At 60.3% G+C, this 19283-nt stretch carries 17 protein-coding genes; 13 read left to right on the top strand and 4 right to left on the bottom strand.

From position 1 onward, the window contains the following. The first annotated feature begins 466 nt into the window (after positions 1-466). From proV to proX, 3 genes are read left to right on the top strand one after another with little or no spacing between them, the layout of a single operon-like run. Positions 467-1702, top strand: a complete 1236-nt coding sequence (gene proV, locus ACP7DE_RS23105; RefSeq protein ID WP_426074277.1) for a glycine betaine/L-proline ABC transporter ATP-binding protein ProV — start codon at positions 467-469, stop codon at positions 1700-1702. Beyond that, entirely contained in the window at positions 1699-2802 is a 1104-nt protein-coding gene (gene proW, locus ACP7DE_RS23110; RefSeq protein ID WP_426074278.1) for a glycine betaine/L-proline ABC transporter permease ProW, read from the top strand. The genes proV and proW overlap by 4 nt, the downstream gene beginning before the upstream one ends. Before the next feature lie 9 nt (positions 2803-2811). Beyond that, positions 2812-3870 (top strand): glycine betaine/L-proline ABC transporter substrate-binding protein ProX, encoded by a 1059-nt coding sequence (proX, locus tag ACP7DE_RS23115; protein ID WP_426074279.1) that lies wholly within the window; start codon positions 2812-2814, stop codon positions 3868-3870. 140 nt (positions 3871-4010) lie between these two features. On the opposite strand, the gene ACP7DE_RS23120 is transcribed toward proX, so the two are convergent. Together ACP7DE_RS23120 and ACP7DE_RS23125 are read right to left on the bottom strand one after the other, a co-directional pair. Continuing rightward, positions 4011-4265: an acyl-CoA-binding protein gene (locus ACP7DE_RS23120; RefSeq protein ID WP_426074280.1), complete on the bottom strand. Its 255-nt coding sequence runs from the start codon at positions 4263-4265 to the stop codon at positions 4011-4013. A gap of 188 nt (positions 4266-4453) precedes the next feature. Continuing rightward, complete coding sequence (locus ACP7DE_RS23125; protein ID WP_010395194.1) at positions 4454-4810, bottom strand: FKBP-type peptidyl-prolyl cis-trans isomerase; 357 nt, start codon at positions 4808-4810, stop codon at positions 4454-4456. Positions 4811-5061: 251 nt separating this feature from the next. Between ACP7DE_RS23125 and ACP7DE_RS23130 the strand changes: the two genes are divergently transcribed. The 6 genes from ACP7DE_RS23130 (at position 5062) to ACP7DE_RS23155 (ending at position 12979) form a co-directional block, all read left to right on the top strand. Further along, positions 5062-5979 (top strand): cytochrome D1 domain-containing protein, encoded by a 918-nt coding sequence (locus ACP7DE_RS23130; protein WP_426074281.1) that lies wholly within the window; start codon positions 5062-5064, stop codon positions 5977-5979. Between the two features lie 14 nt (positions 5980-5993). Next, complete coding sequence (locus ACP7DE_RS23135) at positions 5994-6818, top strand: polysaccharide deacetylase family protein (protein ID WP_426074334.1); 825 nt, start codon at positions 5994-5996, stop codon at positions 6816-6818. Continuing rightward, complete coding sequence (locus tag ACP7DE_RS23140) at positions 6815-7855, top strand: sterol desaturase family protein (RefSeq protein ID WP_426074282.1); 1041 nt, start codon at positions 6815-6817, stop codon at positions 7853-7855. The genes ACP7DE_RS23135 and ACP7DE_RS23140 overlap by 4 nt, the downstream gene beginning before the upstream one ends. Next, positions 7855-8682: an EI24 domain-containing protein gene (locus tag ACP7DE_RS23145; RefSeq protein WP_426074283.1), complete on the top strand. Its 828-nt coding sequence runs from the start codon at positions 7855-7857 to the stop codon at positions 8680-8682. Before ACP7DE_RS23140 ends, ACP7DE_RS23145 begins: the two co-directional genes overlap by 1 nt. A gap of 31 nt (positions 8683-8713) precedes the next feature. Then, the gene (locus ACP7DE_RS23150) at positions 8714-9499 is read left to right on the top strand and encodes a competence/damage-inducible protein A (RefSeq protein WP_426074284.1); all 786 of its coding nucleotides are present in this window, start codon (positions 8714-8716) and stop codon (positions 9497-9499) included. Between the two features lie 363 nt (positions 9500-9862). After that, the gene (locus ACP7DE_RS23155) at positions 9863-12979 is read left to right on the top strand and encodes a transglycosylase domain-containing protein (RefSeq protein ID WP_426074285.1); all 3117 of its coding nucleotides are present in this window, start codon (positions 9863-9865) and stop codon (positions 12977-12979) included. 82 nt (positions 12980-13061) lie between these two features. Here ACP7DE_RS23155 and ACP7DE_RS23160 read toward each other — a convergent pair whose 3' ends face one another. Then, complete coding sequence (locus ACP7DE_RS23160) at positions 13062-13667, bottom strand: glutathione S-transferase family protein (RefSeq protein ID WP_426074286.1); 606 nt, start codon at positions 13665-13667, stop codon at positions 13062-13064. 131 nt (positions 13668-13798) lie between these two features. Here ACP7DE_RS23160 and ACP7DE_RS23165 point away from each other — a divergent pair, with 131 nt between their 5' ends. Next, positions 13799-15151 (top strand): TAXI family TRAP transporter solute-binding subunit, encoded by a 1353-nt coding sequence (locus tag ACP7DE_RS23165; RefSeq protein WP_426074287.1) that lies wholly within the window; start codon positions 13799-13801, stop codon positions 15149-15151. Between the two features lie 90 nt (positions 15152-15241). Here ACP7DE_RS23165 and ACP7DE_RS23170 read toward each other — a convergent pair whose 3' ends face one another. Beyond that, entirely contained in the window at positions 15242-15703 is a 462-nt protein-coding gene (locus ACP7DE_RS23170; RefSeq protein WP_426074288.1) for a rhodanese-like domain-containing protein, read from the bottom strand. Between the two features lie 384 nt (positions 15704-16087). On the opposite strand from ACP7DE_RS23170, the gene glnA reads away from it, so the two are divergent. The 3 genes from glnA (at position 16088) to glnL (ending at position 19262) form a co-directional block, all read left to right on the top strand. Next, positions 16088-17503 carry a type I glutamate--ammonia ligase gene (gene glnA / locus ACP7DE_RS23175; RefSeq protein WP_225243482.1) on the top strand — a complete coding sequence of 472 codons (1416 nt, stop codon included), beginning with the start codon at positions 16088-16090 and terminating at the stop codon, positions 17501-17503. Positions 17504-17686: 183 nt separating this feature from the next. Beyond that, a complete protein-coding gene (locus ACP7DE_RS23180; RefSeq protein WP_426074289.1) occupies positions 17687-18166 on the top strand; it encodes a DUF4124 domain-containing protein in 480 nt (159 codons plus the stop codon). A 7-nt stretch (positions 18167-18173) separates the two neighbouring features. Beyond that, positions 18174-19262 (top strand): nitrogen regulation protein NR(II), encoded by a 1089-nt coding sequence (gene glnL / locus ACP7DE_RS23185; protein ID WP_426074290.1) that lies wholly within the window; start codon positions 18174-18176, stop codon positions 19260-19262. The last annotated feature ends 21 nt before the right edge of the window (positions 19263-19283 follow it).

A 19283-nucleotide genomic window follows, 5' to 3' on the forward strand; every position in this document is an offset into this window, starting at 1 on the left:
GCGCTAGCGAACATTGCTAGCACATTTCTATTTGGAAAGCCATTGGACTTTGCTGGCTTTTTGCGTTATACTTGAGTCATATTTACAACAGCTACACCGCGATTCACCTTCTGCTTCGCAGTACTCCCCACTCGCTGAGTGGTGAATAATTCCTTGGGTTTTACACCCGCATCCAGTTAAACGTAAGTAATCGATTTTTTCGGTTAAATACATTTGGTGCCATGTATTTGCATGGCGCTAGCGTTGTTAAAAGTCCTGAACCACAGCCTCTTTTAGCACGCACACGGCACCCCGGCATCGGCTTTGGCCACCCGCTGGTCACACGCGTGTCACCCCCTGTTTCCTGTCGCTCCCGTGCGCTTTTGCGCCGTGGCGTAGCCGACGCAACAGGGTTTGTTGATTCCCGCCGCAAGCTAGCAGCTTGTTGGGTTTCATTCCATTCGTCAAATCGAGGGAGAACCACATCGTGGCAAAACAAATCATTATCGACCATGTGTTCAAAGTGTTCGGCGACAAGCCAGAAGAAGCACTTGAACTCGTCCGTCAGGGCGTTCACAAGCAAGACATCCTGGCCAAGACCGACTGCACCATCGGCGTCTTCGACGCCACCTTTACCATTGAAGCGGGTGAGATTTTCGTCATCATGGGCCTGTCCGGTTCGGGCAAGTCGACCCTGGTACGCATGCTGAACCGTCTGATCGAGCCGACCGCCGGCCGCATCCTGATCGACGGCAACGACATCAATACTTTGCCGGACGCCCAGCTGCGCGCTTTGCGCCGCAAGGACATCAGCATGGTGTTCCAGTCGTTCGCGCTGCTGCCGCAAATTACCGTGCTCGACAACACTGCCTTCGGTATGGAACTGGCCGGCATGCCCAAGGCCGAGCGCCATGCGCTGGCCCAGCAAGCTTTGGAGCAAGTGGGCCTGGACGGTTACGGCGCCAGCTATCCCGACGAATTGTCGGGCGGCATGCAGCAGCGCGTGGGCCTGGCCCGTGCGCTGGCTTGCGATCCATCGATTTTGCTGATGGATGAAGCATTTTCCGCGCTCGATCCGATTATCCGTACGGAAATGCAATCGGAACTGCTGCGTTTGCAGCAAATCAAGCGCCGCTCCATCGTCTTCATTTCGCATGACCTCGACGAAGCCATGCGCATCGGCGACCGCGTTGCCATCATGAAAGACGGTCACGTGGTGCAAGTAGGCACGCCGGAAGAAATCCTGCGCAAACCAGCCAACGATTACGTGCGCAACTTCGTGCGCGGCGTCGATGCAGCGGCCGTCTTCAAGGCCAGCGATATCGCCCGCAAGAGCCAGATCGTGGTGTCGGAATCGCCGAGCCGCGGCTCGCGCGCCGCGCTGTCGATGCTGGAAGAGCAGGATCGTGCTTTTGCGTATGTCGTCAATCCGCAGCGCAAGTTCCTCGGCGTCGTCTCGGTCGATTCGCTGCGCAATGCGCTCGACGGCCATGTCGGCCCGCTGGGCCTGGCGCATGCCTATCTGCCCGACGTGCAGACTATCAATGCAGATGAGCCAGTCGCCGGCCTGTTTGGCCAGGTGGCGCAACTGCCTTACGCCGTCCCTGTGGTGGCCAATGATGGCAGCTTCCGCGGCGCCATCAGCAAGACTACCTTGCTGAAGTTCCTTGACCGCGATACGCCAGCCATTGCCGAGCCACAATTACAGAAAGGACAAGCATGAACCCAAGCACCGTTTCCACAGTAGAACCTGTTGTTGAACAGGCGGCCCAGATCAACCCCTGGGCGCTGACGCCGCCCACCGAGGCCAGCACCGCCTGGCTGGACGCCGCCGCGCCTGCGGTGCAGCCGGAACATGCGAGCGGCTTTCACCTGACACAGATTTTCGACGGCTCGCTGCCGCTGGAAAGCTGGATTAACCAGGGCCTGGGCTGGGTCGTGGCGCATTTCCGCCCCTTCTTTCAAGCCGTGCGCGCGCCGATCGACAGCGTGCTGTCCGGCGTGGAAGGCGTGCTGCTGGCCGCTCCGTCGCTGACGGTGATCGCCATCATCGGCTTGCTGGCATGGCAATTTACCAGCCGCACCCTGGCCATCGGCACCGTGCTGGCACTGCTGGTGGTATCGATGCTGGGCATCTGGCCGGAAGCCATGACCACCTTGTCGCTGGTGTTGACGTCGCTGGCTTTTTGCCTGGCCATCGGCTTGCCGTTGGGTATTTTCCTTGCCAGCAGCGACCGCGCACAGAATATCTTGCGCCCCATGCTCGATGCCATGCAAACCACGCCCGCCTTCGTGTATCTGGTGCCGGTGGTGATGCTGTTCGGTATCGGCAATGCGCCAGGCGTGATCGTGACCATCATCTTTGCCCTGCCGCCGCTGGTGCGCCTGACCAACCTCGGTATCCGCCAGGTGCGTCCGGACCTGATTGAAGCGGCCCGCGCGTATGGCGCCTCGCCGTGGCAGTTGCTGACCCGCGTACAGTTTCCGCTGGCCATGCCATCGATCATGGCTGGTATCAACCAATCGCTGATGTTGTCGCTGTCGATGGTGGTGATTGCCTCGATGATCGCCGTCGGTGGCCTGGGTCAAATGGTATTGCGCGGCATCGGCCGCCTGGACATGGGCCTGGCAACCGTGGGTGGCCTGGGCATCGTGCTGCTGGCTATCACCCTGGACCGCTTGACGCAAGCGATGGGCCAGCCACGCCGTGGCGTGCGCCACTGGTATCAGACGGGTCCTGCCGGTTTCGTGCTGCGCCTGGTGCGCGGCAACACGGAAAAAAATAATGTTGAACAGCAAGCCACGCTGGCCAACGCACAATAAAGGATACACATGCATCAAATTGACAATTTTAAAGTGACGCAAAAATCGCAACGCAAGTTCCAGTGGTATTCAGCCCTGGCGATCGCCGCCCTGGCCCTGACCACCAGCCTGGCCATGGCGCAGACGCCGGCCGCCCCCGCCGATGCGCTGCCCGGCAAGGGCGTCAAGGTGCAGCCGCTGCAAAGCTCGATCGCGGAAGAAACCTTCCAGACCATGCTGGTCGACAAAGCCCTGGAAAAGCTGGGCTATGAAGTGCAGCCGATCAAGGAAGTGGAGTACCCGACCGCGCATATCGCCATCGCCAACGGCGACGCCACCTTCATGGCCGTGCACTGGGACCCCATGCACAAGGATTTCTATAACAATGCAGGCGGCGACGCCAAGCTGTTGCGCACTGGCCAGTATGCTGGGCCAGCCGCGCAAGGTTATCTGATCGACAAGGCGACGGCGCAAAAGTACAACATCACAAATATCGACCAGTTGCGCGATCCCACCCTGGCCAAGTTGTTCGACCACGATGGCGATGGCAAAGCTGACTTAACGGGTTGCAACCCCGGCTGGGGCTGCGAAGCACTGATCGAGAAGCACATGGATGCGTACAAATTGCGCGAGACGGTGACGCACGTGCAGGGCAGCTATGCGGCCCTGATCGCCGACACCCTGGGCCGCTACAAGCGCGGCGAACCCATCCTGTACTACACGTGGACGCCGTACTGGGTCAGCGGCGTGCTGGTGCCGGGTAAGGATGTGGTCTGGCTGAAAGTGCCATTCTCGGCCAATCCGGACAAGGTAAATACCCGCCTCGACGATGGCAGCGATTACGGCTTTGCCGTCAACACGGCACGCATCGTTTCCAACAAGGCCTGGGCGGAGAAAAACCCGGCGGCGGCCAAGCTGTTCGAAGTGATGCAACTGCCGGTGGCCGACATCAATGCGCAGAACGAGCGCATGCGGCGCGGCGAAAACACGCAGGCCGATATCGCGCGCCACACGGCCGGCTGGATCAAGTACCACCAGCAAAAGTTTGACGGCTGGATCGCGCAAGCGCTGGCGGCGGCAAAAAAGTAAGTTTGCTGCTATTACCGGCGTAAAAAAAAGTGGCTACCGTTCTGGTAGCCACTTTTGCGTTTTCGGCCTGTTTTGGTGGTTTTTTGTGAGTTTTCAGCCGTTTTCGGCCTATTTCTCTGCAAAACAGGCATCTGTCGCATTTAATCCTTCAAGTCTTCAATCAAGTCGATGTACTGCTGTTGCGCCTCTTCCTTCGAGGTGCCGGCCAGGGCCGCCCAGGCGTCAAACTTGGCGCGGTTGACGAAGTCGGTCATGCCGGGACGCTCGCCCGCGGCGTCGCCGCTCGACGCTTGCTTGAACAAGGCGTAGATTTTCAACAAGGTCATATTGTCCGGACGCTCGGACAGGGTCTTGGAATCGAGCTGCGCTTGTTCGAATTGCTCTTGTAAACTCATGATGGCTCCTGTGTGCTGATGGAATCGCTGGAAAAGTGCGGCAGACCCGGCGGAGTGGCCACCGTGCGTGCTGCAGTGCCTGACATCATAGTGAAAAAAGGGCGCCGTGCATTAGAGGAGACACTCAAAAAAACGCCGTCTCATGGACGGCGTCTGGCGGCAGGCAGTGTCTGGACTGCCTGGCAGTCTTATACGCCCAGCAGTTCGACGTCGAAAATCAGGGTGGCGTTCGGTGGAATCGCGCCGCCGGCGCCGCGTGCGCCATAGCCCAGTGCTGCCGGGATGATCAACTGGCGCTTGCCGCCCACTTTCATGCCTTGCACGCCTTCGTCCCAGCCTTGAATGACGCGGCCTGCGCCCAGCGGGAATTCGAATGGGTCGTTGCGGTCCTTGCTCGAGTCAAATTTCGAACCGGCGCTGCCGTCGTCGTTTTGCAGCCAGCCCGTGTAATGCACGACAACATTGTTGCCGGCTTGCGCTTCAGCGCCTTCGCCGACGACGGTGTCGATGTATTGCAGGCCGGAAGCGGTAGTGGTGGTGGTCATGATAATCCTTGTGTAGGCGATGAAAGCTTCAGATTGTAGAGCAATGAGTTGCAAAGCGCCATTCCAGGCTCGGCGCAAGGAAAAAGGGGAAATTACGGCGATGTGTGGCTACCGCTTGCATTTAAGGGGGGATTTCACACAATATGTACAGTGTTCCACGTAAAATGCCTATTTTGTATTTAACAGTGATTTCTTCCATGTTCCGCAGTCTACGCCGCCTTGTTTTTTCCTCGCTGTGCCTGGTTTCCGCAATGTCTACGGCGCAAGCCGAAGTGGTGGTGGTGCTCAATTCCCGTGATGCTACGGTGCAACTGCTGGACCAGAAAACCTATGCTCCCTTGTCCACCTTTGCCGTCGGCAAGGAACCGCACCATCTGATGGAGACGCCGGATGGCAAGTCGCTGATCGTCGCCAGTTCCGTCGGCAATGAATTGATCTTCCTCGACCCCGTGTCGGGCCAGATCCAGCGCCGCATCAGTAATATCCTCGATCCTTACCAGATCGGCTTTTCGCCGGACCAGAAGTGGTTCATTTCGAATTCGCTGCGTCTGGACCGCATCGACCTGTACCGCTACGACGGCAAGAACCTGACCCTGGCCAAGCGCATCGCGCTGCCGAAGCTGCCCAGTCACATGGCGTTCACGGCCGACAGCAGCATGGCTTTCATTACGCAGCAGGGCAGCAACCAGGTCAGCGCCATCGACCTGGCCACGCAAACCGTCAAATGGACCATGCCTGTCGGCCCCGCGCCAGCCGGCATCACGATGACGCCCGATGGCAAACATTTGCTGGTGGGCATCATGGGCAGCGATTACGTGGAAGTGATCGATTGGCGCACGCAAAAGACCGTCAAGCGCATCAAGGCGGGCGCCGGCACGCATAATTTTCGCGCGCTCGGTGATAACCGCATGACGTTTGTGTCGAACCGCGTGTCGAACACCATCAACATCATCGACCAGAAGACGCTGGAAAACGTGGGCACCATCAATGTGCCCGGCGGCCCGGACTGCATGGAAATCACGCCCGATGGCAAGACCATGTGGGTGACGTTGCGCTGGATCAAGAAAGTGGCCGTGATCGATTTGACCACGCGCAAAGTGATCAAGACGATACCGGTGGGCCGCTCGCCCCACGGCGTGTATTTCGCCACCCATTCGCCGCGCATGTGATGACGGGTGTGATGATGAAACGCCTCCTTTTTGCGGGCTGTGCGCCCGCCATGCTGCTGTGCGCCAGCGCCATGCTGTCGCCCGCGCATGCGGCCGCACCGGTAGCACCGGCATCAGCCGAAACTGCCGCCTGCAAGGGCACCATCTATATGACGTTCGATACGGGCAGCCAGTCGCAAGCGCAACTGATCGCCGACGTGCTGAATAAACGCCATGTGAAGGCAACCTTCTTCCTGGCCAATGAAAAGACCACGCGCGGCGACTATTCGCTCGATCCGTCGTGGGCGCCGTACTGGAAAGCCAGGGTCGCCGAAGGCCATGCGTTCGGCACGCATACGTTTGACCACGTGTACTGGAAGAAGGATCTGGCCAATGGCTTGATCCAGGTCAAGCCCCAGTTCGGCAAGGGGGGCGGCAAGCTGGCATCCTTGACCGATCAACAGTTCTGCGAGGAATTGCGCCGCGTCGATACGCGCTTCCAGGCGCTGACCGGGCACAAGCTCGATCCGTTCTGGCGCGCGCCAGGCGGCTATACGTCGCCGCGCACCTTGGCGGCCGGCAGCGCCTGCGGCTACCAGCATGCGGGCTGGGCGCCAGCGGGCTACTCGGGCGATGAGCTGCCCAGCGACAAGTATCCAAACGCCGTGCTGCTGAAAAAAGCCCTGGCGAACTTGCGCAGCGGTGACATTTTCATTGCACACATGGGCATCTGGTCGCGCAAGGAGCCATGGGCTCCCGCCAACCTGGATGCCTTGATTTCCGGCTTGCAAGACAAGGGTTTTTGCTTTGCCACCCTGCGCGAGCATCCTGCCTACGCGCCGAAGAAGGGCCAGCCATGATCGCCGCCGACATCCTCAGCCTCGTCACCCCCGTCATCGACACGGTGATCGACGCCTTTGGCGTGGCGCAAGGCTGGCTGTTCCAGACTATCGTCAACCCGCTCGTATATCACCTGGGTTTTGGCGAATTCACGGAAGAGGCGTTCGAAGGCACGGAGTGGCTGTTGATCGGCCTGTGCGAGCTGGTGCTGCTGTTTTTTGTGTTACGTCCGCTCGAAGCCCTGATTCCCGCGCAAAAAATCACCGATGCGCGCGCCCGATGGAACGACTTTATTTACACGGTGCTGCACCGCATCGGCCTGTTTTCCGTGCTGGTCTTCTTCACGCTCGATCCACTGATGGATGCATTGGCGGGCGCCTTGCGTTTCGATAATATCCATCCCTTCAACCTGGAATCGCTGTTGCCCGGCATCAGTCCCTTGCTCAGTTTTATCATTTATTTTGTGATACTGGACTTCGTCGATTATTGCTACCATCGGGCCTCGCACCATTTCGGCTGGTGGTGGGGCTTGCACAGCCTGCATCACAGCCAGCAAAACATGAACTTGTGGAGCGATGACCGCAACCACTTGCTCGATGACTTCTTGCGCGACGTAGTGATGGCGCTGGTGGCGCTCGGTATTGGCGTGCCGCCTGGGCAATATGTGCTGCTGGTCTCAATTTCGCGCATTCTGCAAAGCTTGCAGCATGCGAATGTGCGGATACACTTCGGCCGCGTCGGCGAGCGGCTGTTGATCTCGCCCCGTTTCCACCGCACGCATCATGCGATAGGCGTGGGGCATGAATCGAAAGGCAAGGGCAGCATGGGCGGTTGCAACTTCGGCGTGGTCTTGCCGATTTGGGATATGCTGCTGGGCACCGCGAATTTCTCGGAGGGCTATGTGCGCACGGGCGTGCGCGACCAGCTGGCCCGTATCGACAGTCATGGCGTGGGCCGGCCGGGGCGCAACTATGGCAGCGGCTTCTGGCAACAACAATGGCTGGGCCTGCGCCGCATGGTGGAATTTGCAAGATTGAAACGAAAAGGACGCCGTTGATGCGTAATGTCTTGAATTCGTATGGCCGCGCCCTGCTGTCGCAATTGCACGGCAAGATACTGCTGCTGAGCGTCGCGCCATTCATCCTGTCGGTGATCCTGTGGGGCGCTCTGCTGTATGTGGGCCTGCAGCCGCTGATCGACAGCCTGCATGCGCTGTTTACCGAATACGATTTCTTCCGCAGCAGCGGCCAGGTGCTGGCCACCTTTGGCCTGGGCGTGCTGAAAGCCGTGATCGTGCCCCTGATCGCCATGTTCATGTTGCTGCCGCTGATGATATTGACGGCGCTGATCTTCATGGGCCTGTTCGCCATGCCGGCCATCGGCCGCCACATTGGCGGGCGGCACTTTCCGCAACTGGACAAGAAACATGGCGGCAGCTTGGCTGGCAGCGTCGGCACCTCGCTGGCCACGTTCTTGCTGTTCATCGTCGTCTGGGTAGTCTTGCTGCCCCTGTACGCGTTTCCGCCCGCCGCATTGGTGGGGCAAGCGGTGCTGTGGGGCTGGCTGACCTACCGCGTGATGGCGTATGACGCCATGGCCGACTATGCCAGCGTGGAAGAGCGCCACGCCATCATGCGCACGCAGCGCTGGCCCCTGCTGGCCATCGGCATGGTCTCCGGCGCGGCCGGCGCCGTGCCGGGCATGCTATGGATGGGCGGCGTGATGTCAGTGGTGTTCTTCCCCTTCCTGGCGGCGTTCGCCATCTGGCTGTATGTATTGATCTTTATCTTTACGGGTCTGTGGTTCCAGTATTACTGCCTGGAAGCACTGTCGCGTTTGCGGGGCGTACGCGGCATGACCGACGTGGCGCCGGCGGACGCTTGAGTATTTTTGTCGAATTCTACGAGGAAGTTCCATGGCTATCGGATTGATCATCATCGGCGACGAAATCCTGTCGGGCAAGCGCACTGACCAGCATTTCCCGAAAGTAGTGAGCATGCTCAAGCAGCGCGGCTTGCAGCTGAGCTGGGCGGAATATGTGGGCGACGAACCGGCTCGCCTGGTCGCCTTGCTCAAGCGCAGTTTTGCCAGCGGCGACATCGTTTTCAGCTTTGGCGGCATCGGCGCCACGCCGGACGACCATACGCGCCAGGCGGCGGCCGATGCGCTGGGTCTGCCATTGGTGCTGCATCCGCAGGGCAAGCTCAATATCGAGCAGCGCATCACGGAAATGGGCGAGGAAGCGGGCGTGTCGGCGGACTTGAACTCGCCGGAAAACCTGCACCGCCTGAAAATGGCGGAGTTTGTCGAAGGCGCCGAGCTGATTCCGAATCCGTACAACAAGATTGCCGGCTTTGCCGTGCGCGAACATTATTTCGTGCCGGGTTTTCCCGTCATGTCCTGGCCCATGATCGAATGGGTACTCGACACGCATTATGCGCACCTGTTCAACCAGGTGCCGCACGCGGAACATGCCTTGCTCGTGTATGAAACGGCCGAGTCCCTGCTGACGCCGCTGATGGTGCGTCTGGAAGCGGAGTTTCCGCTGATCAAGGTGTTCAGCCTGCCCAGCGTGGGCGATGCGCAGACGCGCCGGCATATCGAACTGGGCGTCAAGGGCGAACCGGCGCAAGCGGCGGCCGCCTTTGCGGACATGCGCGCCGCGCTCGACGCCCTGCACGCGGAATACACCACCATCTGAGCTGCTGCCAGCCCGGCGCCGGCGGCTTTTTCGCCAGCGTCCAGTCCGCCTTGCATCTATGTACGCAAGCGTACGTTCCAGGACGTTGTTTTTTTGCGAAAATCTTCAATGAAGCAAGATTTTTGTGTGCGCTCGTCAGTCGTTTTCATGCCGATGTGGTGGAATGGTGAACAGGAGCCTGGCGTGTCAAACGCGGGGTTGCCTGCCTGTGCAGTAGCGTGTTTTTTGATTCATTGGTATGGACATCATGTTAAGCAAGTTTTGTTGTGACCGGCTCTGGCTGGCCCTCGTCTTATCCTGCGCGGAGCGGTATCGCTACCGCATTTTCCGCGCCGTCCAAACCCAACCTTACCCCAGCATCCCATGAAAGACACAGGCGACAACCTGGCCGCGCAAGAGCGGCCCCCCTCTGATCCAGCTGCCGAGGCGCCGCCGCCGGCGAGCCCGCCGAAGAAGCGCCGTTCGCGCATCTGGCCGATCTTTGCCATCATTGTGCTGGCGCTGATCGCCGGCGTGGCGTGGTTCGTCATGCGCGAAGTGCGCACGTCGGCCCTGCAGGCCGAGTTTTTCACGCGCCTGGACCGCCAGGTGACGTTCAAGGTCGAGCCTGGCCCCGCACCGGCGGGCGCCATCCGCTATCCGCAGCATGGTCCGTATGACGAGCGGCTCGGCTATGCCAGCCTGCCGGACTTTATTAGCAAGCTGAATGCGCGCGACTATGCCGTCACGGCGCAGGCGCGCATGTCGCCGAAGATGGTGCAACTGGTCGACCGGGGCATCTTTGCCACCTATCACGAGAAAAACCGCGCCGGACTGACCATCCTCGATTGCCGCGCCGCGCCGCTGTTCGCGGCCAGCTATCCCGAGCGCATGTTCGACAGCTTTGCCGAAGCGCCACCGGCGCTGGTGCAAAGCCTGCTGTTCATCGAAAACCGCGAATTGCTCGACCCGGGCACGCCCGAGCGCAATCCCGCCGTGGAATGGGACCGTTTGAGCAAAGCCATCCTCGACAAGGCGCTGAACCTGTTCGGCGGCCACCGGGGCGGTGGCGGCAGCACCCTGGCCACGCAGATCGAAAAATACCGCCATTCGGAAGACGGCCGCACCAGTTCCATGCAAGACAAGTTGCTGCAGATGATTTCGGCCAGCCTGCGCTCGTACCAGGATGGCGAAAATACCATGGAAGCGCGGCGCAAGATCGTCGTCAATTACCTGAATACCGTGCCGCTGTCGGCCAAAAGCGGTTTTGGCGAGGTCAACGGCATTGGCGATGGCATGTGGGTCTGGTATGGCCGTCCGTTCGCCGAAGTGAAGACTATGCTCAAGGGTAAGATGGACCAACCGGGCAGCGCGCTGGCCTACAAGCAGGCGCTGAGCCTGTTGATCGCGCAGCGCCGTCCCTCGCATTATCTGGTGGCCGGTGGCGCCGACCTGGAAGAATTGACCAACAGCCATCTGCGCTTGCTGGGGCAAGCGGGCGTGATTTCGCCGCAGTTGCGCAATGCGGCCATCGCCGAGAAGCTGCGCCCGTCGACGGCTTCGGGCGTGCAGTCGGAAGCGTCCACTTCGTTCGTCACGCGCAAGGCCTCGAATGCCGTGCGCAATCACCTGGCCAGCATGCTCGGCGATCCGCGCTTGTACAACCTCGACCGCCTCGACCTGAAAGTGGTCAGCACGCTTGACGCGCAGGCGCAAAACGCCGTCACCAAGGTCTTGCGCGAGTTGCGCGATCCGGAAGTGGCAAAAGCGGCCGGCCTGACGGGCAAGGGCATGCTGGGCAATGGCGACCCGGCCAATGTAGTCTACAGCTTTACCTTGCTGCAAAAGGGCGAGCAAGCCAATTTGCTGCGCGTGCAAACGGATAACTTCGACCAGCCGCTCGACATCAACGAGGGCGCCAAGCTCGACCTCGGTTCCACGGCCAAGCTGCGCACCCTGGTGACATATATGGACATCATCGACCAGTTGCACCAGCGCTACAGCGGCATGGGCGCCGCCGAGCTGGGCAAGATTGCCGTCGATCCCAAGGACATGCTGTCGCAGTGGGCGATTGCTTACCTGAAACCATTGCCGCTCGGCGAGGCGCGCAAGCTGCCCGCCATGCTGGCCGCTGCCATGGAACGTAAATATTCGGGCAACCCTGGCGAAGGCTTCTTCACGGGCGGCGGCTTGCACCATTTTGGCAACTTTTCCAAGCTCGACGACAGCCGCATCATGACGCTGCAGCAGGCGCTGCGCCAGTCGACCAACCTGGTGTTCGTGCGCCTGATGCGCGACGTGGCGCGCTACTACATGTTCTCGCGCCCCGATTCCTCGGCCTCGCTGCTGGCGGATGCGGACGACCCGCGCCGCGCGCAGTACCTGAGCCGTTTTGCCGACAAGGAAGGGCGCGAGTTCCTGCACCGCTTCTACCAGAAGTACCGCGGCAAGAGCGTCGACGAGCAGGAAAAGATCCTGCTGGCCAGCATCCGCCCGACCCCTGTGCGCCTGGCGAATATTTTCCGCACCGTCAATCCGAAGGGCACGGTAGCGGAATTCGGCGATTTCCTCAACGCCAACTTGACATCGCAAAACGAAGTGCCGCCCGAGCGCGTTGCCAAGATGTACCAGCAGTACGCGATGGAAAACTGGTCGCTGGCCGACCGGGGATATCTGGCCAATGTGCATCCGCTGGAACTGTGGATGGTGGCGTATCTGCGCCAACACGAAGGTTCCACTCTGTCGCAGATGGTGGCGGCCAGCGAAAAGGAACGCCAGGAAGTGTACAAATGGCTGTTCAATACGCATCGCAAGCATGCGCAGGACCGCCGCATCGCCAACTTGCTGGAAGTGGAGGGCTTTCTGGAAATCCACCGCCAGTGGAAGAAGATGGGCTATCCGTTCGACTCGCTGGTGCCGTCGTATGCGACGACTCTGGGCGCTTCGGCCGACCGTCCCGCCGCGCTGGCCGAGTTGATGGGCATCATCGTCAACGATGGCGTGCGCAAGCCGAGCGTGCGCATTGATTCCATGCATTTCGCCGCCAATACGCCGTATGACACCATGGTCAAGCGGGGCAGCAAGGTGGAGGCGGAACAAGTGCTGTCGCCGGACGTGGCCAAGGCTGTCGCCAAGGCCATCCGAGAAGTGGTGTCGGATGGTACGGCGAAACGGGCGAAGACGGCGTTTGTCGGCGCCGACGGCGTGCCGATCCCCATGGGCGGCAAGACGGGCACGGGCGACCAGCGCTTCGACGTGTATGGCGCCGGTGGCCGCCTGATCGAGTCGCGTTATGTGAACCGTTCGGCCACGTTTGTGTTCAATATCGGCGAACGCTTCTATGGCAGCATGACGGCGTATGTGCGGGGACCGGAATCGAAGAACTACGATTTCACCAGCGCCTTGCCTGTGCAATTGCTGGTGTCCCTGGCGCCGAGTCTGATGCCGCTGATCGAGCCGCCTGCGCCGGCCGAAGGCGTAGCCAGACAGTGCACGAATTAAGGCGCCGTGACAGCTGAAAACCGGCCTTTACGGCCGGTTTTTTTTGAGGAAGAGAAGGATGCATGGACAGCATGCAGCAGATCTAGCCAGCAAATACGGCGGTTTTACCTTCCAGGCGCGCATGGTAGGCGGCAATGGCGGGAGTGTCGGGACGTTGCATCGGCGCCGTCAGCCAGCGCTTGACGGACAGGCCCAGCACGATATCGGCCAGGGTGAACTGTTCACCGCACACATACGCGCCCGTGCGCTGCAATTGCTGCTCGAGGACGCCCATCATCTTGTTCCATCCGGCAATACCGGCCGCCAGCTGCGCCGCATCCTGGTGCACCGGGCTGTGGCGCACCAGCGACATGAAGGCGTAGCGCCAGCTATTGTTGAGGTCACCCATTTGCCAGTCCATCCATTTTTCCACTTCCGCGCGGGCGCGGGGATGACTCGGCAGCAAGTCATCGCGGCCCGCCTGGGCGCACAGGTAACGGCAAATCGTGTTCGATTCCCACAGCACCAGGTCGCCATCGAGCAGCACGGGCACCATGGCGTTCGGGTTCAAGACCAGGAAGGCGGGGTCGTCGGTAGCACGAAAACCGCTGCCCCAGTCTTCGCGTTCGTACGGCAGGTCGAGTTCTTCGCACGTCCACAAGACTTTGCGGACATTGATCGAGGCGGCTTTTCCAAGAATTTTCAACATGCGGGGCTCCAGGGGGCAGGTGATCGATCTGCCACTGTAGCCGAAATGGCCACGCCGCGCATGTGAAAGTGCCTTGCATAGTTGGGCTTTTCTTGGCATCGTAGCCACCCATGAAACCTATGCGCCACCACATGTCCAAAATCCTCGCGTTCAGCCGTTTTTCCGTGCGCGATTTCCTCGCCACCGCCGGTCCCACCCTGCTGCTGGTCGGCGCTTTTTGTGCGCTCGCTTACTGGCTGGTCGACCCTGCGCCGCCGCGCCAGGTGAGCCTGTCGACGGGGCAGGACAATAGCGCGTATGAAGAATTCGGCAAGAAATACGCGGCCACTCTGGCCAAGCACGGCATCAAGGTGAGCTTGCAGCCGTCGCTGGGCTCGCAGGAAAACCTGCAGCGCTTAAATAGCGGCAAGACCGATATCGCCTTCGTGCAAAGCGGCTCAACGGAACACGCGGATGCCGAGCGGCATGGCCTCATATCCTTGGGCAGCCTGTTTACGGAACCCGTCTGGCTGTTCTTGCGCGAAGACAAGGTGGTGACCGAACTGACGCAATTGAAGGGCATGAAGATCAACCTGGGACCGGAAGGCACGGGCGTGCCCAGCTTGTTCCGGCAGTTGCTGTCCGTGAATGGTGTGGAAGCGAACGAGTTGACCGTGAGCGATTTGCAAAACACGCCTGCCACGGTGGAGCTGCTGGAAGGGCGCATCGACGGCCTCGTGTTCAGTTCGGCGCCGGAAGCGCCGCTGATCCAGATGCTGCTGCAAACGCCCGGCATCAAGTTGTTTGATTTTTCGCAAGCCGAGGCGTACACGCGGCGCCTGCCTTTCCTCACGCATGTCGTCTTACCGCGTGGCATCGTTGACCTGGGGCGCAACATTCCCGCGCAGGATTATCACCTGATCGCGCCGACCGCCACTTTAGTCGCGCGCGAAGACTTGCATCCTGCCTTGATCGACCTGTTCGTGCAGGCGGCGGCCGGCATTCATGGCGGTACGGGCTGGTTCCAGCAACAGGGGCAGTTCCCGTCCGCGCGCTATACGGAAATTCCCGTGGCGCCTGAAGCACTGAAGTTCTACAAGGATGGCGCGCCCGTGCTGCAGCGCTATATGAGTTTCTGGCTGGCCAATTTCTTTGACCGCATGTGGGTGCTGGTGGTGGCGCTGGGTGCCTTGATCCTGCCCCTGTCGCGCGTGGTGCCGCCGCTGTACGTGTGGCGCATCCGCTCGCGCGTGTACCGCTGGTATGGCCAGTTGCGCACGGTCGAGCAGGCGCTGGAAGACGTGCCGCAAGAGCAGCGTGCGCAAGTGTATGCGGCGCAGTTGAAGCGGCTGGACCAGATCGAGGAAATGGTCAACCAGATCTCGATTCCCCTGTCGTTTGCCGATGGTCTGTATGGCTTGCGCAGCCACATCAATTTCGTGCGCAAGCGCATCTTGACCTTGATGGGTGAGCATCCTGCGCTTGAAGCGGGCGAGCCGGCCTGAGCACTTAAACGAGGGGGGTCGACAGCTTGCGCCCGAGCAGCGCGGCGGCCCGCCGGATCAATCCCTGTTCAGTTAATCAGGCGGCCAGCGTCAGGCGCCCAGCCAAGGCAATCCCGCCTTGCACCAGCCGCCGATCTGCTTGCGGTGGCCGTCCGCATCCTTGTCGCCTTCGAAGCCTTCGAGGATGTCGAAGCAGTTGATATAGCCGTGCTCTGTCGCCAGCTTGGCGGCATGGCGCGAACGCACGCCGGAGCGGCACAGGAATAGCAGCACCTCGTCCTTGTCGGCCTGGGCAGCCAATTGCGCGAGGAAGTCGGGATTCGGCACGCCGCCCGGATACGTGGCCCACTGTACCGCGCCATGCTGGGTATCGGCGATGTCGACCCGGCCGACCCAGTCGCGCTCGGCATTCGTGCGCACATCGATGAGCTTGACGGCAGCATCGTGCTGCAGCAGCGCATGCGCTTCCTGCGGCGTGACGGCGCCGGCATATGGCGTACCTTCATTGGCCCGGCTGCGGGCGGTGGTCAGGATGTCGGCGGCGGTAGTCATGGCGTCCTCGATGAAAGTGGATAGGTGTGAACGATTATAGTGCGCCGTCCGCGTCCCGCAAACGGGAAGTCACGGTGCACGGCGCGCGCACCACGACAAGGCATTTTTCAGAAATCTGCGAAAAATGCACGATAATAGTGCGTTATTCGTTTTTTGCACTTGCATAGTGCATTCTTGATGTGACGCAAACGCGCGTGAAAATCGCGGGCAGGAAAACTTTCACTGGGATGGCAGTAATTTTGTTGCTGGCGCCAGGGTGCTCCTGAAGCTGGCATGGAATCTGCTATGATCCTTATGAGTTTTGGTGGCACGCAATGTTTGCTTCGCTTCATCAGCCCAGACGCATTAAGGTCGGCTCACCCCACATTCATTTAGGAGATACGCATGGCAATGACAGCCGCAGAAGTCTTGAAGATGGTAGAAGAAAACGAAGTCAAATTCGTTGATTTCCGCTTTGCCGATACCCGTGGTAAAGAGCAGCACGTGACGGTTCCCGTGTCGCACTTCGACATGGATAAATTCGAGTCGGGCCACGCCTTTGACGGTTCTTCGATCGCTGGCTGGAAAGGCATTGAAGCATCCGACATGATCTTGCTGCCGGATCCAAACACGGCTAATATCGACCCGTTCATGGAAGAAACCACGCTGTTCATGCAGTGCGACGTGATCGAACCGTCGGACGGCAAGGGCTACGACCGTGACCCGCGCTCGATCGCGAAACGCGCCGAAGCCTACCTGAAATCGTCGGGCATGGGCGACACCGCCTACTTCGGCCCTGAGCCGGAATTCTTCATCTTCGACAGCGTGCGCTGGAAGATCGACATGTCGGGCTGCTTCGTCAAGATTGGTTCGGACGAAGGTTCATGGTCGACCGGCAAGGACATTGAAGGCGGCAACAGCGGCCACCGTCCTACCGTCAAGGGCGGCTACTTCCCGGTGCCACCCGTGGACAGCTTCCAGGACATGCGTTCGGAAATGTGTCTGATTCTGGAATCGCTGGGTATCCCGGTTGAGGTACATCATCACGAAGTCGCTGGCGCAGGCCAGAATGAAATCGGCACCCGCTTCTCGACCCTGGTCGAGCGCGCCGACTGGACGCAAAACCTGAAATACGTGGTGTGGAACGTGGCGCACAGCTATGGCAAGACCGCCACCTTCATGCCGAAACCTATCGTTGGCGACAACGGTTCGGGCATGCACGTGCATCAATCCGTATGGAAAGATGGCAAAAATCTGTTCGCCGGCGACGGCTATGCCGGCCTGTCCGATTTCGCCTTGTACTACATCGGCGGCATTATCAAGCATGCCAAGGCACTGAACGCGATCACCAACCCGGGCACCAACTCGTACAAGCGTCTGGTACCAGGCTACGAAGCCCCAGTAAAATTGGCGTACTCGGCGAAAAACCGTTCCGCCTCGATCCGTATCCCGCACGTGGCCAATCCAAAAGGCCGCCGCGTGGAAGCGCGCTTCCCGGATCCACTGGCGAACCCGTACCTGTGCTTCGCCGCACTGCTGATGGCTGGCCTGGACGGCGTTGCCAACAAGATCCATCCGGGCGAAGCTGCCTCGAAAGATCTGTACCATCTGCCGCCAGAAGAAGACGCACTGATCCCTACCGTGTGCGCTTCGCTGGAAGAAGCACTCGATGCGCTGGACAAGGACCGCGAGTTCCTGACCCGTGGCGGCGTGTTCAGCGATTCCATGATCGACGCGTACCTGGAACTGAAAATGCAGGACGTGCAGCGCATGCGCATGACCACGCATCCTGCCGAGTTCGACATGTACTACTCGCTGTAATGGCGCCATGCCGGCAACTTGCCGGTAGTGAATAAAAAACGCGGGTGAGGCGATGGTCTTGCCCGCGTTTTTTTATGCAGTACGCCAAGGCGGTGAGAGTGCGGTGTTGTATAGTCGGCCCAGGAACGATATGGCATGTGCCGACAGGAGTGAAGATTGACCAAGCATTACAGAATAGCGCTGATGGCAGGATTGCTGGGCGCGGCGGCACAGGCGCACGCGCAGCTGTATGTCTGCGCCGATGCGCAGGGACACAAGACGTATACGGACAAGCGTGCTGGCGCGCATTGCCAACTGCTCGATTTGCCCGGCGCCATGACGGAGCCGCCACGCAAGACGGCGCCGCTGGCCGGTGTGCCGGCCCGGCCCGCCATGCAGGCAGCCACGGCGGCCCCTGCCGCCGGCGCTTTTCCCAAGGTCGATGGCGCCGAGCAGCGGGCGCGCGACCTGGACCGGCGCCAGATCTTGCAGGACGAATTGCGCAGCGAAGAGCAGAAACTGGCGGCCCAGCGCCTGGAGTTGAACGCCGGACAAGCTGAGCGCCAGGGCAATGAGCGTAACTATGCGAAATATCAGGAGCGGTTGGCGCAGTTGAAGGACAACATTGGCCGAACGCAGCAAAACGTCGAAGCCCTGAAACGCGAGATCGCCAATATCCGATGACGAGACCATGACAATAGACAACCATTCCAGCCGTCCCGCCCACCTGGCCGGCCTTGATTTGCTGGCTTCGGCCGTGATTCTGCTCGATGGCGACGGCCGCATCAGCTATGCCAACGCGGCGGCAGAAAACTTGCTGGAAAGCTCGCTGAAAGCCCTGTCGCGGCAAAAGCTGACGGCGCTGTTCCTCAATCCCGAGGAGCTGGCCGGCATCTGCGCGCAGGCGCTCGAACATAAATTTTCCGATTTGCGCCAGGACCTGAGCCTGGAACGCCTGGGGCGCGAGCCGCTGCGCGTGCACAGCATCATCAGCGCGCTCGATGCGCCGCGCGACAGCGTGCTGATCGAGCTGCGCGAGAACGTGCAGCAGTTAAAACTCGACCGCGAGGAGCGCATCCTCGACCAGAGCCAGGTCAACAAGGAGCTGATCCGCAACCTGGCGCATGAGATCAAGAACCCGCTGGGCGGCATCCGCGGTGCGGCCCAGCTGCTGGAGCTGGAATTGCCAGCCCTGCACCTGAGCGAGCTGCGCGAATATACGCAAGTCATCATCAAGGAAGCGGACCGCCTGCAAACCCTGGTTGACCGCCTGCTGGCGCCGCACCGCCGCCCGCATATCGTGGGCGACGTGAATATCCACGAAGTGTGCGAGCGCGTGCGCAGCCTGATCCTGGCCGAGTTTCCCAGCGGCCTCACCATTTCACGCGATTACGACGCTTCGATCCCCGAGTTTCGCGGCGACAAGGAACAATTGATACAAACCGTGCTCAATATCGCGCACAACGCGGCGCAAGCCCTGGCCGAGCGCATCGAGGCGGGCGATGCGGAGCTGATTTTCAAGACGCGCGTGGCGCGCCAGGTGACCCTGGCCAAGGTCCGTTACGGCCTGGCATTAGACTTGCATATCATTGACAATGGACCGGGCATCGCACCCCAGATCCGCGACCGGATTTTCTACCCGCTGGTATCGGGCAGGGAAGGCGGCAGCGGTTTGGGACTGACCTTGGCGCAAACCTTCGTGCAACAGCACTTGGGCGTGATCGAGTGCGAAAGCCGGCCTGGATACACCGATTTCAGGATCGTTCTACCCTTGCCATAAGCGAGGAGGTATCCCACCCAT

The organism is Janthinobacterium sp. DSP2-3-3 (assembly GCF_049897325.1).
Taxonomy (GTDB): Bacteria; Pseudomonadota; Gammaproteobacteria; order Burkholderiales; family Burkholderiaceae_D; genus Janthinobacterium.

Coding starts and splice junctions, on each gene's coding strand:
- proW (WP_426074278.1), top strand. CDS start 1,699: ATGAACCCAAGCACCGTTTCCACAGTAGAACCTGTTGTTGAACAGGCG.
- proX (WP_426074279.1), top strand. CDS start 2,812: ATGCATCAAATTGACAATTTTAAAGTGACGCAAAAATCGCAACGCAAG.
- ACP7DE_RS23120 (WP_426074280.1), bottom strand. CDS start 4,265: ATGAGTTTACAAGAGCAATTCGAACAAGCGCAGCTCGATTCCAAGACC.
- ACP7DE_RS23125 (WP_010395194.1), bottom strand. CDS start 4,810: ATGACCACCACCACTACCGCTTCCGGCCTGCAATACATCGACACCGTC.
- ACP7DE_RS23130 (WP_426074281.1), top strand. CDS start 5,062: ATGTCTACGGCGCAAGCCGAAGTGGTGGTGGTGCTCAATTCCCGTGAT.
- ACP7DE_RS23135 (WP_426074334.1), top strand. CDS start 5,994: ATGAAACGCCTCCTTTTTGCGGGCTGTGCGCCCGCCATGCTGCTGTGC.
- ACP7DE_RS23140 (WP_426074282.1), top strand. CDS start 6,815: ATGATCGCCGCCGACATCCTCAGCCTCGTCACCCCCGTCATCGACACG.
- ACP7DE_RS23145 (WP_426074283.1), top strand. CDS start 7,855: ATGCGTAATGTCTTGAATTCGTATGGCCGCGCCCTGCTGTCGCAATTG.
- ACP7DE_RS23150 (WP_426074284.1), top strand. CDS start 8,714: ATGGCTATCGGATTGATCATCATCGGCGACGAAATCCTGTCGGGCAAG.
- ACP7DE_RS23155 (WP_426074285.1), top strand. CDS start 9,863: ATGAAAGACACAGGCGACAACCTGGCCGCGCAAGAGCGGCCCCCCTCT.
- ACP7DE_RS23160 (WP_426074286.1), bottom strand. CDS start 13,667: ATGTTGAAAATTCTTGGAAAAGCCGCCTCGATCAATGTCCGCAAAGTC.
- ACP7DE_RS23165 (WP_426074287.1), top strand. CDS start 13,799: ATGTCCAAAATCCTCGCGTTCAGCCGTTTTTCCGTGCGCGATTTCCTC.
- ACP7DE_RS23170 (WP_426074288.1), bottom strand. CDS start 15,703: ATGACTACCGCCGCCGACATCCTGACCACCGCCCGCAGCCGGGCCAAT.
- glnA (WP_225243482.1), top strand. CDS start 16,088: ATGGCAATGACAGCCGCAGAAGTCTTGAAGATGGTAGAAGAAAACGAA.
- ACP7DE_RS23180 (WP_426074289.1), top strand. CDS start 17,687: ATGGCAGGATTGCTGGGCGCGGCGGCACAGGCGCACGCGCAGCTGTAT.
- glnL (WP_426074290.1), top strand. CDS start 18,174: ATGACAATAGACAACCATTCCAGCCGTCCCGCCCACCTGGCCGGCCTT.